This window comes from Streptomyces sp. NPDC086519 (genome assembly GCF_040686075.1).
GTDB classification, from domain to species: Bacteria; Actinomycetota; Actinomycetes; order Streptomycetales; family Streptomycetaceae; genus Streptomyces; species Streptomyces shenzhenensis.
Genome location: NZ_JBFBJL010000030.1, coordinates 33489 through 47817, shown reverse-complemented (window position 1 = coordinate 47817; position 14329 = coordinate 33489). Strand labels below are relative to the sequence as shown.

Sequence of the window (14329 nt, the reverse complement as noted above, 5' to 3'; positions counted from 1 at the left end):
CCTGCCTGTCCGCGCCGGACGCGAAGCGGGGCACGCACCGGCCGGTCCTCGGCAGCGTGAGGGACGGATTCCGCACGGGCGGCCCATCGCTCGGCAAGGGGGACCTCCGGCCGCTAAGTTGTCCGACATGAGCAACCTTGACCGCGCGCCCGTTCCGAGCGTGTGCGGCGGCCGCGGATTCGTCGTCGCCGAACCCGTCCGCGAGCTGCTGAGCCCCCGCCATGTGCAACTCGGCGAGTCGACCGAGGTGCGCCGGCTGCTGCCGAACCTCGGCCGCCGCATGATCGGCGCCTGGGCGTTCGTCGACCACTACGGCCCCGACGACATCGCCGACGAGCCCGGGATGCAGGTGCCGCCGCACCCGCACATCGGGCTGCAGACGGTCAGCTGGCTGCACCAGGGCGAGGTCCTGCACCGCGACTCGACCGGCAGTCTCCAGACGATCCGCCCGCGCGAGCTCGGGCTGATGACCTCGGGCCGGGCGATCAGCCACTCCGAGGAGAGCCCCCGGCCGCACGCCCGCTACCTGCACGGGGCGCAGCTGTGGGTGGCCCTCCCGGACTCCCACCGCCACACGGACCCGAGGTTCGAACACCACCCCGACCTGCCGACGGTCACGGCTCCCGGCCTGCGGGCCACGGTCATCCTCGGCTCTCTCGACGGCGCGACGTCCCCCGGCACGACGTTCACCCCCATCGTCGGCGCGGACCTCACCCTCGCCCGGGGCACCGACCTGCGCCTGCCGCTGGAGCCCGACTTCGAGTACGGCGTCCTGGCGATGTCCGGCGAGGTGCACGTCGACGGCGTTCCGGTGCTCCCGGGCTCCATGCTCTACCTGGGCTGCGGCCGCCTGGAACTCCCCCTGCGCGCGGAGTCGGACGCGTCGATCATGCTCCTGGGCGGCGAGCCGTTCGAGGAGGAGTTGATCATGTGGTGGAACTTCGTCGCCCGTTCCCAGGACGAGATCGCACAGGCCCGTGAGGACTGGGCGAAGGGCACCCGTTTCGGCGAGGTGAAGGGGTATGACGGGGCGCCGCTGTCGGCACCGGAGATGCCGGCGACACCACTCAAACCACGCGGGCGAGTGCGCTGACCTGCATATACGCCAACTCTCCCGCCGAGAGTCGATGACCACGCGGCCGCCCTCCGCCTGAAGACGGTCTTTGACGGAAAGAGCCCTTGGAAGCTGCCGAAACGGCACCTCCGGGGGCTCTGTCGATTCCCACGTGTGGGCACGTGTGGGCAGCTTCAGCAGAGCCAATGCACACCTGGTGCCGACTTTCCTGATGGGTTGTCAGGTCCATGGGTGGCGCCGAGGCCACTGCGGGAGGAGCGTCGCGACAGACATGGCCGTGGGCCAGGAACTGGCCTCTGGCGGGGATCAGTTCGCCGGCGTCGGGGGGGTAAGCAAGCAGTCCTTGGCCAGATCCGTCTGACAACGCCGCAAGCACTTACCTGGCCGGACGGGCCGACATTGGCTGCGCCATCCGACCGACTACGTCTCGACCCACCGGGTCCAGGCTGTCCCGGAAGACGCCACGGTGGGCGAGGTGACGTGGCCTGGGCGCTTCGTACCCACGGATACGACGGACGCAGAGGTCGCCACCCTCTTCACGGGCAGCTACAGCGACGGTCCGGGCGCCCTGGACAAGGCGCTCGGCGCGAGGGCGCGCCGATTGTCGTGCGGCTGCCGGGGCGGCCATGGCTCGCCGTCTGCACAGGCCGACCCATCCGCCTTGCTGAGCGCCGCTGTCACCGCTTCGGCCGTCGCGGCGGAGGCGGGGACGGACCGGCACCCGGCGGAATCGGCCCGGTCCCCGTCGCCGGCCGGGTTCCGCCCGGCAAACGGCGTCACGTTCGCGGTGGCCGAGGTGGGTTTCGGTGCGTGTGGCACCGGTGCTCGTGCGGTGGACGGCAGCCGGGAGAAGGGTTCGCGGTCGTCCCGGCGCACGCCGTGCCGGGCCAGGAGTACGGCACCGGCGGGCGCTGCCGGAAGCGGGCGGCGGCTCGGGCTCCGGCTTGAGGCCATCGGCGATCGGATAGACAGTGAGAATCATGAACCGGCACCGGCAGCCATCGCGGCGGACTCCGTGGATAGCGGGCGGAGCGGCCGTGGTCGCCCTGGGGGGCGGTTTGGCGGCCTGGGCGCTGCTGTCGTCCGGCGGCGGCAGCGCCCCCCACCCGACCCCGTCACGCTCGGTGACAGTGTCGCCGTCGACGCCGAGTCCATCCCCGTCCCCTTCGCCGCGGCTGTCGGCCCCGAGTTCACCGGCCCCGGCGACGCCGAGGCCCCCACACACCCCCGCGCCCAGGCCGACCCAGACCGTGCCGCCGGTGCCGACCGCCACCCGGTCGGCGCCCCACCGAACGACCTCGGCTCTCCCGCCGCCGGTGCACACGCCGACCACGCAGTCTGCACCTCCCCACGCACCGACGCCCAGACCGTCCGTGACCCCGCCCGGGCCGACCCCCACGGCGACGCGGCCGAGCCCGCCCCCGCCGTCTCCCACGGCGACGCGGCCGAGCCCGCCCCCGCCCTCGCCGTCCCCCGCGACGACGCGGCCGCCCCTGTCCCCGCCGTCTCCCACGACGACGCGGCCGACCCCGCCCCCGCCGTCCCCGGCGACGACACGGCCGACCCCGCCCCCGCCCCCGCCCCCGCCCCCGCTCACCTCGCAGCCTTCGCAGACGCCGGTGCCCATGACTCCGGCCCCGACGACCACGGGCAATGGACCGGGAACGACCACCTGGGTCACGTCGTCGGAGGCCGTGGCTGCCGCCAAGCGGATGGCGGCTGCCCAGGCGGTCGGCGACCCGGTCTGCTCGCTGGCCGCCGTGGGACAGCCGGACCCGAAGCTCGTGCCGCAGGTCCGGCGTATAGACATCGGGCACTATGGCAACTACTGGTGCCTGATCTGGTAGCCCGCCACGGGCAGAGCCGCGGGCCGGGCCGCACCGACGCGCAGCCATCCCGGGGCCTCACCCGTGCGAGCCGTGGCGACGGGGGTGGGCAGGGCGTCGTACGGGGTGAGTCCGGTGACGCGTTCACTCGACTGGGTGACCGGGCACCTGCCCGCCGCCTGCCGCCCCCTGATCGGCCGAGCCCCGTCGACCGGCCTTCCGGCCGCGGTTTGGCTTGGCGCCCGGCGACAACCCCGTTGGGCGGGATCCACCGACCCGTCAGTAGATGATCATGGTTCGTGGGGGGCACTGACTACCCTTCGGCTGTGTCCAAGAACGCTCAAAATGCCCTCTCGCTTACGTTGTTGTGGTGCGAGCCCACCACGCGGCGACCTCTGGCATCACACGAGCGCCTGAGCTGCTTCCGAGGCCGAGGCCCGCGAGGTGCCCCGGCGCCACGAACGACTCGTGAGGTGTCGGCCCGGCCTGGGCGCGGTCGAGGCCTGGGATCAGTGCGCCGGTGACCACCCTCCGGGCCCGGCCCTCCACCCGGTTCGAGATGTTCGTGACGCCGAAGCGACTCAACGCCTGATACCTGGAGTCCGGACTCGCGGACACCGTCACACCTGGCGAGGAGGCCGACGTCCGCGACCCGAGGGTCGTGCGCGAGGCCGTCTACCGGCTCGTCACCGGCCGTCGTCCCGGCGAGGAGTTCGATGCCAAGGCGCTCGACACGGTCAACGCCGCCGCCCGCAAGGCCCCGTGACGCCGCCGCTCACACGTGTGTCGCGGGATCTCACGTGTTTTCTGCGCGGCTCAGAGATACATGACCCGGTGACTCCTCAAGGTGAACGTGTCGCCGGCACCGAGAGCGGGAACGGTCCGCTCGCCGAAGCACCGGCACGCCCGCTCCTGCTCGGCCGGCAGGGGCACGGAGACGGCAGGCCCTTTTGGCATGCCCCAAGGGGTCCAGCAGGCGTCGCGGAGGCGAACAACGCCTGTAGGACACGCCGCCTGACCACCTCCGCACACCAGGGCCCGCCGAGGTCGGCACGAGCGGTGGGACGACACACTTACCGGACAGTACGACCATGAGGAGATCCCGTGCGGACGACACCCTCAGGAGCAGTCGAGAAAACCGGGGGCTCGCTCCGTGCGCAGGCACGTCGGTGCTTATCGTGAAGAGAAGACATGCTCGACGAACCATCAGGCATTGACACTTATCTGCACGGGCCCCTCGGCGTGGGTACCATGCGCAACGTCATCCATATCGAGGGAGTGAACGGTTGTGACCAGTCAGCCAGCCGGCACGCTCCGGTCGCGGTACGTGGAACAAGCCGCGTCGGACCTGGAGGAGAACCATCGGCGCCAGCAGGAGCTGACGGAGCGGCTCTCGGCGTTGAAGCGGGAGGAAGCCCTCCTGGCGGACATCCTGAAGCTCGCCGAGCGGTACGAGGGCCTCGCGGACGCCTCGCTTCTGCCCGAGCAGGGACAGGACGAGCCTGCCGTCCCGGGCAAGAAGCGCACCCCCGCCAAAGCCACTGCGCGGCGCTCGACGTCCGCCAAGACCGCTCCGGCGAACGAGACGGCGAAGGCCGGTGCGAGGAAGAGGCCGCGCCGGCCCCTGCTCGCCGACCTCCTGGCGGAGCTGCTCGGTACGCACGACGAGCCTCGTCCGGCGAAGGAACTGCGGGACGAGCTGCTGCAGAAGTATCCGGACCGCAACCCGACCCCCCAGGTGGTGCGCAACACCCTGGAGTCCCTGGTCGCCAAGGGCCGCATCCGGCGTCACAAGCAGCAGCGCTCGGTCATGTACACCCTCATCAAGTCCGGGCAACGGCAGAGCACGCCGACGGGCGACTGAGAGCGGCAGAGCCGCGTCGTCCACTCGCGGTCACGGACGGCCAGGCCCACGGCGGCTGCCTCGACACGTATCGTCGGCCAGTTCCCTCTTTGTGATGACAGCGCTCAGGACCGCGACCGTGGAAGCTGCCGGGCCGTACCCCGACAGCACCGCGCTCTCCGCCCGGTTCCACACCTGCGTATCGGTGGGCAGGTCACGGCTCTCGGGGTTTCCCGAACGTCGGGACGGACGTTTCGCCGTGGCCGGCGGAGGAACGGCGATGCCGGGCGGCACGTTGGTGTGAGTGCGCCATGGAGGCCATGTCCTGCCCTCGCCTACCGGTCGGCGCCGCGGAGGTGCGGGTGGGGGGGCGGGTGCCGCGCCGGGGCATGGAAGGGGGTACCGGACCCGCGGTCGCGGGGGCGGATCAGGCCGCGGCAGCGGCGTTGATGGTGACCGGGATGTTGTCGCGCGTGGCCTTGGAGTACGGGCAGATCTGGTGCGCGGCATGCGCGAGTTCCTCGGCGGTCGCCTGGTCGACACCGCCGAGAACGGGGTTGAGGACCGCGGAGAGGGAGAACTCGCCGTCGTCGCCGTGGGTGAGGGTGATCTCGGCCGTGATGCTCGTGCTGGTCAGCCGGATCTTGCGGGAGGTCGCGGCGCGCCGCAGGGCTCCGAGGAAGCAGGCGGCCCAGCCGGCGGCGAGAAGTTGCTCGGGGTTGGTCGCGGTGCCGGCGCCACCGAGTTCCTTGGGCAGGGCGAGGCCGGTGTCCAGCTGACCGTCGGAGGAGCGGGCGTGGCCGCCGTCGCGTCCCTCTCCGTCGACGTCGACAACGGCGGTGTAGCTGACTGCCATGACTGTGCTCCCCATCTGGGTTCGAGAGATCTTCAGAGGACTTCGATGCGTCTTCGGTCGCCTGCCGACCAGACACACTGCCCCGTCACCGGTTGAGATGGTGACGCAACCATGGCAGCCTGCGCGTCACTCGTCAAGATGGTGATTGGCGTGTGCCTGATGATCTCGGCTCCGTCAACACCACCTCGGCTCAATGGAGTTGGCGGGGCCGGGGAGTCAGCCGGCCGAGCGCCTGGAACAGGCGAGGGTCAGAGGGTGATGGTCTTGTACTCGGTGTAGGCGCCGAGGCCGACCGCACCGTACTCACGGCCGATGCCGCTGGCCTTGAAGCCGCCGAACGGCCCGTCGAAGGCGACGGAGGCGCCGTTGACCGTGACGGTGCCGGTGCGGATGCGGCGGGCGACGGCCAGGGCGTGGGCCTCGTCGGCGGACCAGACGCCGCCGGAGAGGCCGTACTCGGAGTCGTTGGCGATGCGGACGGCGTCGTCCTCGTCGTCGTAGGCGATGACGACCAGCACCGGGCCGAAGATCTCCTCCTGTGCGATCCGCATGGAGTTGTCGACGTCGGCGAACAGGGTGGGCATGACGTAGTTGCCCTTCTCCAGGCCCTCGGGGATCTGCGGGCCACCGGTGACCAGCCGGGCGCCCTCGTCGATGCCCAGCTGGATGTAGTTGCGCACCCGCTCCTGCTGGTCGGGGCGGATCATCGGGCCGACGAAGGTGTCGGGGTCGTTCGGGTCGCCCACCTTCAGCGACTCCACCAGCTCCTTCAGCGCGGTCACGACCTCCTCGTACCGGCCGCGCGGGGCCAGGATCCTCGTCTGCGCGATGCAGGACTCACCGTTGTTGAGCAGAGAGCCGAACTTCAGGCCCGCGACGGCCTTGTCGATTTCGGCGTCAGGCAGGATGACGGCGGCGGACTTGCCGCCCAGTTCCAGGCTGACCCGCTTCAGCTGCTCGCCCGCGATCGAGGCGATCCGGCGGCCGGCTCGCGTGGAGCCGGTGAACGCGATCTTGTCGACCTCGGGGTGCGACACCAGGTACTCACTGGTCTCCCGGTCCGCGGGCAGGACGCTGAGCACGCCCTCGGGCAGACCCACCCGCTCCAGCAGTTCCGCGAGGAAGCCCATGCTCAGCGAGTTCTCCGGGGACACCTTCAGGATCACGGAATTGCCGGCGAGCAGGGCGGGGATGATCTTCGAAGTGGCCGAGGAGAACGGCGAGTTCCACGGAATGACCGCGGCCACGACACCGACCGCCTCGCGGCGCACCACACTGCGCACCGGGGAGGCCGGGTCGGAGGGCACCAGGGTCTCCTCCCAGCCGAACTCCTCCGCCGCCTTCAGGTAGGCGTTCGCCTGCCGGGTCAGACCCGGCTGCCCGGCGCGGGTGAACCATCCCGCCGAACCGTTCTCCAGTGAGATCAGGTGCGCGGCCTTCTCCGCGTTCTCCTCACGCAGCGCGTTGAAGCGGCGCAGCACCGCGATCCGCTCCGCCGGCGGGGTCAGCCGCCACACGCCCGCCTCGAACGACGCGCGCGCCGCACCGACCGCGCGGTCGACGTCCGCCGGCTGTGCCTGTGCCGCACGGCCGATCACCGACCGGTCGTGCGGCGAGGCGATGTCGAGCAGCTCGGGGCTGCTCGGCTCGACCCAGGAACCCCCGATGAAAAGCCGGTCGTAGGTGATCATGCGCCGTCTCTCTTCCAGTGTTTCGATTTCGGCCATTCCCTCAAACGCCACGCCACTGTAGCGCTTGCGCCGATTAGATGCACATAAGCGTGGTGGCAACTCCATGACGCTCCGCACAGGCGCTGCTGTTGAGGCACGAGAGCCGATGCGGCGCGCAACCTGGAAGCAGCCCCGACCAGCGGGACCCGCATGCCCGCCGACGAGGCCGCCCGCGTCCGCCGCGACGCGTCCGCGTCGCCGGGAGGCGGTTCGCCGTCACCGGTTTGACAGGTGACGGGTGGTGTGCCAGGGTCGTCCCGCCAAGTGGCACGGTGATCTCGTACCGCCCGATGCGAGCGTGGGCCATCCCGGGCGCGGGCCGGTCACCGGAAACGCATGACGGAGGATTTCCCATGATCAACAGGCGCACTTTCAGCAAGGCCGTCGGCCTGGGCACCGGCGCGGCCGCGGTCTCGCCGGCCGGCCTACTGGCCAACGCGTCGGCCGCGACCGCCTCGTACCGGGCGGGCGGCGCCTCCGTCCCCACGGTGTCCACCCTCGCCCCGGGCACCCACACCGAGTTCGGCACGGTCAAACAGGTCAAGGCAGGCCTGCTGGACATCGGTTACGCCGAGGCCGGCCCCGCTCACGGCCCGGTCGTCATCTGCCTGCACGGCTGGCCGTACGACATCCACAGCTTCGTCGACGTCGCCCCGCTGCTCGCCGACCTGGGCTACCGCGTCCTCGTTCCCTACCTGCGCGGCCACGGCAGCACCCGGTTCCTGTCCCGGCGCACCCCCCGCACCGCCGAGCAGTCGGCCGTCGCGCTCGACATCATCGCGTTCATGGACGCACTGAAGATCGAGAAGGCCGTCCTCGCCGGCTTCGACTGGGGCTCGCGCACCGCCGACATCATCTCCGCACTGTGGCCCGAGCGCGTCAAGGCCCTTGTCTCCACCAGCGGTTACGTCATCACCAAGGTCAGTGCGCAACTCGAGCCGGCCCCGCCCGCCGTCGAGCACAACTGGTGGTACCAGTGGTACTTCGCCACCGAGCGCGGCAAGAAGACCATGGAAGACGTCGAAAAGCGCATCGCGCTGTGCCGCTACGTGTGGACGCTCGTCTCCCCCGACTGGAACTTCGACGAGGCCACCTTCCAGCGCACCGCCGAGGCGTTCAAGAACCCCGACTACGCCGCCATCGTCCTCTACAACTACCGCTGGCGCATCGGTCTCATCGAGGGCGAACACCGCTACGACCGCTACGAGAGGCAGCTCGCCGCACAGCCCCCGATCCACGTTCCCACGATCACCCTCGACCCGGCCCTCGATCCGTTCACCCCGGCCGGAAACGGCACGGGCTACCGGGACCACTTCACCGGCCCCTACGAGCACCGCACCATCGCGGACATCGGCCACAACCTGCCCCAGGAAGCGCCCACCGCCTTCGCCCAGGCCGTGGTCGACGCCGACCACCTCCAGGGCCGGCAGACGCGGTGGTGATCCTCGCCGGGCCGCGCTGCCGGCCGCCGGGCACCGGGGCCCCGGACACTCGCTGGTGCTCGGGAACGCCCTGTTCATCAGCGCCGGTATCACGGCCGACCCGGCTTTCGAGAAGGCCCCGCTTCCGCCGGCCGAGAGGGCCGATCCGACCAGCGACGGTGTTCAGCCTCGGCGGGATCTTCGACGACTGACGGCCTCCGCACGAATTCTGTCCGTATTGAAGGAGTGATCACCGGTATCGGTCTGATACCACCGCATATAAATCAGCAGGACCTTTCACGCCGGAGAAGGGCATGGCGTTTTCCTCCGGCAGACTCCTACGCCGCGTCCGCCCCATCGCCCTGAGAGCGGTATAGTTCAGCCGTCAACTGCTGCTGCTTGCGCGCCAGTTCCTTTTCCTACCTCAGAGCGGAGGCCAGGTGCCCTTCGTGCGTCTCGTGATGAGCGCAGATGCGACTCGGGCCACCACGGGACTGCCTTGACAACCATCACGAGAACCTGCCGCAGCCCGGCCTGTTTCCATACGGGCATTTCCCACGCAGGTGACCGGAATCTCTCATCGCCCCCCGATACGTCTCATCGAAAGCCTCCCCTCTTTCGTGGCCATCACCGTGCACGAGGACCGGCCCGTCGGTCGGCATGCCGCCGTTCCGTCCGGCAGTCTCTTCCGGCGAATCTATGCTCCCCGCGCGAGTGACGCGCTGGCGTTTTCCATGGCGACGTACGCCATGCCGCTCCTGGTCCTGGCAATTACCGGATCTTCGTCTTTGACAGGCCTGGCATTCGCGTTGGAGTGGACTCCGCGTATCGCGGCGTTCGTCCCCGCCGGCAACGCGGTGGACCGCCGGGGCGCGGCGATCGTCTGCTTCATCGCCTCTCTCGCCCGGGCCATGGTGGTGGCAGTCTCTGCGGTCGCCCTGATGATGCTGCCACGGGGCACTGCCGAGACCGCGGTCGTACTGATTCTGGCAGCCGTCACCGGCACTCTCTCCCAGTTCGGTTTCGTTGCCAACGAGGCCGTCGGAGCGGTCGTCACGCGGCGGGACCAAGCCCGGCCTCATGGGATACAGGCAATCCTCGTCGGCATCGACCAGACCGCCACGGTCATCGGTCCGCTGCTCGCCGGCTTCCTTGTCCTGGCCGGACCGGGATGGATGCTCGGGTGCCTGAGCGCGGTTTCCCTGGTCGCCGCCGTGCTCGGCCTGCAGCTTCCGCCGACTCCGCTCCGCGCGGCACGTGCCGACGCCGCGGGGAACGACAGCGCACTGCGCCTGGGCCTGCGTACTTTGCTGGCGCTTCCCGCCCTGGGCTGGCTGGTGGCCGGGCTGGCCTGTTCCAACCTCGCCCTCGGGCTGCTCCAGTCCGCCAGCCCGGTGATCGTGGTGAAGAGTCTCGGGCGCTCTTCCGCCGATGTCGGCGCCATGTGGTCCGCTGCCGCCGTGGCGACTCTGCTGGCGATCACCTGCTGCCGACTCGCACTGACCCGCATCGACCTGTGGGGGGTGGGCATGGTGTCCGCGACGCTCGCTTCCGCCGCGTGTCTGGCCATCACCCAGGCTCCGTCCTACGTCTCCTACACCGTCCTGATGGCGCTGTTCATGGCGGGAGACGGTGGCCTCACGGTCGTGTTGCGCACGGTGCGCTCGCTGATCATCCCTCCCACAGCACTCGGTGCCACGCTCTCGCTGACCATGCTTCTCCTGCTGCTGCCCTTCCCCGCGGCAGGCGTCCTCGTAGCGCTCACCCCGCCACCGCACCTCGGCAACGTCATACTGGCCTGCGCTCTGGTTCAGGCCGCCGCTCTGGTCACCGTCTTCATGAGGCTCCGCAACGAACCCACCCTGCGCATGGTCGCCGCCCGGCGGTGAAGAGCAGCGCTTTCGCCCACCGGACAGCACCCTTCATGTGCGTCCGCACGCCCGCCGGTCCGGAAGCCCCTGCCGGGATCGCGCGGGAGACCGGTCAGAGGACGGTGGGGTCGGTTCCGGCGTCCGCGCGGAGGTGGTGGTCACGGGCGAGGAGCAGATAGCTGCTGGCGGTCCACGTGTAGGCGCGGTCGCGCAGGCCGGTGCCGGTGAGGGCGTCGAAGTTCTCGGCGAAGCCATGGGTCTCGCACAGGGCGCGGAAGCGGGCGCTGATGTCGTCCGCCAGCCGCTGGTGGCCGGCGCGGCGCAGGCCGTCCTCGATGAGGACGGTGGCGGGGGCCCAGACCGGGCCGCGCCAGTAGCCGTCGGCGAGGTAATGCGGGGAGCTGGGAAGTTCGGTGGCGAGGCCGTACGGGGTCAGGTGGGCCTTGATGTGATCAGCCAGCACGCTGCCGACCTCGGCGGGCAGGTGCTCGCCCAGCGCGATGGGCATCAGGTCGAGGAGGCTGGCGCTGCTCCAGGTCTCCCCGGTGCCTGCCGAGCGGGCGACGAACCTGTCTCCGGTCCAGAGCTGGTCGAGCAGTGCCGCCTGGATCTCCTCGGCCGTCCGCGTCCACCGGGTGACGGCGTCACCCTTGCCCAACTCGGCGGCCAGTTCGGCAAGTTGGCGGAGCTGAAGGATGAGGAAGGCAGCGAGGTCGGCGGTGACGACCACCCGTTGGGCGGCGAAGGTGGTGGCGTTGTCCCAGCCGCTGTCGTTGCCGTGCTGGTAGTAGGGCAGTTCGGCGCCGGGAACGCGCCGGGCGGTGAGCCAGAATCCGGTCCAGCGCGCAAGCCGTTCGTACACCTCGGTCAGTTCGGCCCGGTCGAGGGGGCTCGGAAGCCGACGACGCAGGCGCCCGAAGGCCCAGCCGTGGATGGGCGGCTTGACGAAGTTGTAGAGGACCTCGGAGTGGGTGACCGAGTCCGGCAGCGCGCCGCTCTCGTCCTGGTGGTCGAAGGGCAGCTGGTACTGGTCCCAGGCCAGCTCCGGCGAACCCTCGGCCAGGGCGAGGGCGTTGAAGCAGTGGTCCCAGCTCCAGACCTTGTCCATCCAGTGCTTGGACATCAGCACGCCCGGCCGGGTGACCTGGCCCTTCGCCGCCACGGTCGCCGACCAGACGACGTAGGCGGCGAGTTCGGCGGCCGGGGTCGCGTCGGAACGCCAGGGCGCCACGGCGTCCACGAAGCCCGCGAAGGCGCCCCGCGCGGCGGCCACGACGGCTTCGAAGGGCGCCGAGGACACGTAGGGCGGGCGGGCGGCGTCGAGCTCCTCGATCGCGATCTCCCAGCAGCCGTCCGCCCGCGCGGTCACGGTGAGACCGCGGTCGCTGCCGGCCAGGGCCTGGGATCCGGCTGTGCCGGCGAGGACACCGGACAGCACGGTGACGCGGTACCGGCGGCCGGTCTCGTACGAGGTGAACACGTGCGCGTCCACCGCCGGGTCGTGGAAGAAGTACGTGCCGCTGAACGGGGTCAGGGTCCGCGCGGCGGCGAGCACGGCGAAGTCCAGGCCGCCGCCCCGCAGGCGAACGGTGTCCGGCGACTCGTAGGCCAGCTCGACGCGCCCGTTCCCGCCGGTCCAGCCGAGCAGGCCCGGTGCCGCCTCGACGCGGGTCTCGGCCCGCTCGCCGCTCGCCGGGTCCAGGGGGACCAGGCGCAGGACGCCGTGCATGCCGTTCTGGTGCGAGACGAGGTGGAGGTCCTCGGCGTATGTCTTCTCCGCCACCACGGGCGAGATGCCGAACCAGGATCCGTACGTGCTGAACGGGATGTCGTGGACGGAGAAGGCCGGACCGGATCGGGCGGCGGTCATCAGGCGTGACTCGTTTCTGGAGCAGGGGCGACGACCGGCCGGCGCCGGTTGTCGGGAGGGGCTGCGGGGACTCAGTCCTTGACGGCGCCGGTGGTCACACCGGCCGCCACGTAGCGCTGGGCGAGGACGAGGACGATCGCGGCGGGCAGTGACGCGACGACGGCGGTGGCCATGACGGCGTTCCACTCCTGGTTGTTGTTGCCGATGTAGTGATAGATGCCGAGGGTGATCGGCTCATGGGCGCCGCCGTTGACCAGGGTGTTGGCGAAGACGAAGTCGGACCAGGACCACAGGAAGGCGAACAGGGACACCGTGACGACGGCGTTGCGGCTCATCGGCAGGACGATCGACCAGAAGGCCCGCAGGGCGCCGGCTCCGTCCATCTGCGCGGCCTGGAGCAGTTCGCCGGGGATACCCGACATGAACGCGGTGAAGATCAGCACCGCGAAGGGGACAGCCAGTGTCGAGTCGGCGACGATCAGGCCGGGGACGGACTGGAGCAGGCCGAGTTGGAGGTAGACGGCGTAGAAGCCCATCGCCATGATGATGCCGGGGATCATCTGGGCGGCCAGCAGGACGAAGCTCAGGATGCCGCCGCCGCGTGGGCGCAGCTTGGCCAGGGCGTATCCGGCGGGCGCGGCCAGGGCCGCGGTCAGCACGACGGTGCCGAGAGCGACCACGAGGCTGGTGCCGAGGTAAGGCAGTTGCTCGTGGAGGACGGTGCGGTAGCCGGTCAGGGTGCCGTGGGCCGGGAACAGGTCCGGCGGGCTCTTGCGCATGTCCTGGTCACGGGTGAGGGACACGTTGACCATCCAGTAGACCGGGAAGAGCATGACCCCGGTCAGCAGCAGGCCGATGACCGTCTTCCCCCGGGCGCGAGCGGTGCCCCGGTTCATGACCGCGCCTGCTTTCGCTGGGCTCGGACGTAGACCAGGCCGAAGGCCAGGGCTGCGGCCACGAGCAGGTTGCCGACGGCGGCCCCGGGTCCGAAGGCGGGCAGGAGGTTGCCGAAGCCGAGCTGGTAGGACCAGGTGGCGAAGGTGGTCGACGAGTCCGCCGGGCCGCCCTTGGTCATGATCCAGATGATGTCGAAGACCTTGAGCGTGTAGACGAGACCCAGCAGCAACGTGATCGCGGAGACCGGGCGCAGCAGCGGGAAGGTGATGCGCCAGAATCGCTGCCAGGCGTTCGCCCCGTCGAGGGCCGCCGCCTCGTACAGGTTCACCGGGATGGACTGCAGGCCGCTGTGGAGCACCACCAGGTTGAACGGGACGCCGATCCAGATGTTGGCGATGATCACCGAGGCCAGTGACCAGGACGGTGAGGTCAGCCAGTTCACCGGTCCGATTCCGACCGCGTGCAATCCGGCGTTGACGATGCCGGAGTCGCTGTTGAGCATCCATGACCAGGTGGAGGCCGAGACGATCAGCGGCAGCAGCCAGGGCACCAGGAACAGCGCCCGCAGGGTGGCGGAGAGTCGGAAGTGCTGGTTGAAGAAGACCGCGAGGGCCAGGCCGATGGCGTACTGGAAGACGAGGCATACGGCGGTGAACACCACGGTGTGCAGCAGGGCGGGCGCGAAGGTCGGGTCGTCGAAGATCTTCCGGTAGTTCTCCAGGCCCGTGAAGGGCGCGTCGCCCTGGACGAAGGAGCGGACCGTGTAGTCGCGCAGGCTGAGGTCGATGTTGCGGTACAGCGGATAGGCGTAGAAGAGGCCGAGGTAGAGGCCGACCGGGGCGAGGAAGGCCCAGGCGGCCCACTGCGGGGAGGGCGGACGGCGCCGTTCTCGCACGTCCGAGACCTGTTTCGTGTCGTTCATCGGCGGACCGCGTCCCGG

General features: G+C 70.2%; 11 protein-coding genes. 6 read left to right on the top strand and 5 right to left on the bottom strand.

The genetic code is table 11. The annotated features are described in order from the left end of the window. Nucleotides 1-127 precede the first annotated feature (127 nt). The 4 genes from AB0P24_RS26900 (at nucleotide 128) to AB0P24_RS26885 (ending at nucleotide 4765) form a co-directional block, all read left to right on the top strand. On the top strand, nucleotides 128-1093 hold the full coding sequence (locus AB0P24_RS26900; protein WP_365798257.1) for a pirin family protein: 966 nt from the start codon (nucleotides 128-130) through the stop codon (nucleotides 1091-1093). Nucleotides 1094-2700: 1607 nt separating this feature from the next. Next, the gene (locus AB0P24_RS26895; RefSeq protein WP_365798255.1) at nucleotides 2701-2922 is read left to right on the top strand and encodes a hypothetical protein; all 222 of its coding nucleotides are present in this window, start codon (nucleotides 2701-2703) and stop codon (nucleotides 2920-2922) included. 574 nt (nucleotides 2923-3496) lie between these two features. Continuing rightward, nucleotides 3497-3667, top strand: coding sequence for an ABATE domain-containing protein (locus AB0P24_RS26890; RefSeq protein WP_365798377.1), 171 nt, complete (start codon nucleotides 3497-3499; stop codon nucleotides 3665-3667). A gap of 522 nt (nucleotides 3668-4189) precedes the next feature. After that, nucleotides 4190-4765, top strand: a complete 576-nt coding sequence (locus tag AB0P24_RS26885; protein ID WP_365798253.1) for a hypothetical protein — start codon at nucleotides 4190-4192, stop codon at nucleotides 4763-4765. A gap of 406 nt (nucleotides 4766-5171) precedes the next feature. Here AB0P24_RS26885 and AB0P24_RS26880 read toward each other — a convergent pair whose 3' ends face one another. Next, the gene (locus tag AB0P24_RS26880; RefSeq protein ID WP_365798251.1) at nucleotides 5172-5600 is read right to left on the bottom strand and encodes an organic hydroperoxide resistance protein; all 429 of its coding nucleotides are present in this window, start codon (nucleotides 5598-5600) and stop codon (nucleotides 5172-5174) included. A 248-nt stretch (nucleotides 5601-5848) separates the two neighbouring features. Further along, nucleotides 5849-7291, bottom strand: coding sequence for an aldehyde dehydrogenase (locus tag AB0P24_RS26875; RefSeq protein WP_365798249.1), 1443 nt, complete (start codon nucleotides 7289-7291; stop codon nucleotides 5849-5851). A 392-nt stretch (nucleotides 7292-7683) separates the two neighbouring features. Between AB0P24_RS26875 and AB0P24_RS26870 the strand changes: the two genes are divergently transcribed. Both AB0P24_RS26870 and AB0P24_RS26865 read left to right on the top strand, forming a co-directional pair. Next, a complete protein-coding gene (locus AB0P24_RS26870; protein ID WP_365798247.1) occupies nucleotides 7684-8772 on the top strand; it encodes an alpha/beta hydrolase in 1089 nt (362 codons plus the stop codon). A 599-nt stretch (nucleotides 8773-9371) separates the two neighbouring features. Then, nucleotides 9372-10640, top strand: a complete 1269-nt coding sequence (locus AB0P24_RS26865; RefSeq protein ID WP_365798245.1) for an MFS transporter — start codon at nucleotides 9372-9374, stop codon at nucleotides 10638-10640. Nucleotides 10641-10734: 94 nt separating this feature from the next. Here AB0P24_RS26865 and AB0P24_RS26860 read toward each other — a convergent pair whose 3' ends face one another. From AB0P24_RS26860 to AB0P24_RS26850, 3 genes are all read right to left on the bottom strand, one after another. Continuing rightward, nucleotides 10735-12492: a trehalase family glycosidase gene (locus AB0P24_RS26860; RefSeq protein WP_365798243.1), complete on the bottom strand. Its 1758-nt coding sequence runs from the start codon at nucleotides 12490-12492 to the stop codon at nucleotides 10735-10737. 71 nt (nucleotides 12493-12563) lie between these two features. Further along, a complete protein-coding gene (locus AB0P24_RS26855; RefSeq protein WP_365798241.1) occupies nucleotides 12564-13388 on the bottom strand; it encodes a carbohydrate ABC transporter permease in 825 nt (274 codons plus the stop codon). After that, on the bottom strand, nucleotides 13385-14311 hold the full coding sequence (locus AB0P24_RS26850) for a sugar ABC transporter permease (RefSeq protein ID WP_365798239.1): 927 nt from the start codon (nucleotides 14309-14311) through the stop codon (nucleotides 13385-13387). The genes AB0P24_RS26855 and AB0P24_RS26850 overlap by 4 nt, the downstream gene beginning before the upstream one ends. Nucleotides 14312-14329: the final 18 nt, after the last annotated feature.

Excerpts from the sequence above, each read along its gene's own strand:
- AB0P24_RS26900 (WP_365798257.1), top strand. The coding sequence starts at position 128 with ATGAGCAACCTTGACCGCGCGCCCGTTCCGAGCGTGTGCGGCGGCCGC.
- AB0P24_RS26895 (WP_365798255.1), top strand. The coding sequence starts at position 2,701 with ATGACTCCGGCCCCGACGACCACGGGCAATGGACCGGGAACGACCACC.
- AB0P24_RS26880 (WP_365798251.1), bottom strand. The coding sequence starts at position 5,600 with ATGGCAGTCAGCTACACCGCCGTTGTCGACGTCGACGGAGAGGGACGC.
- AB0P24_RS26875 (WP_365798249.1), bottom strand. The coding sequence starts at position 7,291 with ATGATCACCTACGACCGGCTTTTCATCGGGGGTTCCTGGGTCGAGCCG.
- AB0P24_RS26870 (WP_365798247.1), top strand. The coding sequence starts at position 7,684 with ATGATCAACAGGCGCACTTTCAGCAAGGCCGTCGGCCTGGGCACCGGC.
- AB0P24_RS26860 (WP_365798243.1), bottom strand. The coding sequence starts at position 12,492 with ATGACCGCCGCCCGATCCGGTCCGGCCTTCTCCGTCCACGACATCCCG.
- AB0P24_RS26855 (WP_365798241.1), bottom strand. The coding sequence starts at position 13,388 with ATGAACCGGGGCACCGCTCGCGCCCGGGGGAAGACGGTCATCGGCCTG.
- AB0P24_RS26850 (WP_365798239.1), bottom strand. The coding sequence starts at position 14,311 with ATGAACGACACGAAACAGGTCTCGGACGTGCGAGAACGGCGCCGTCCG.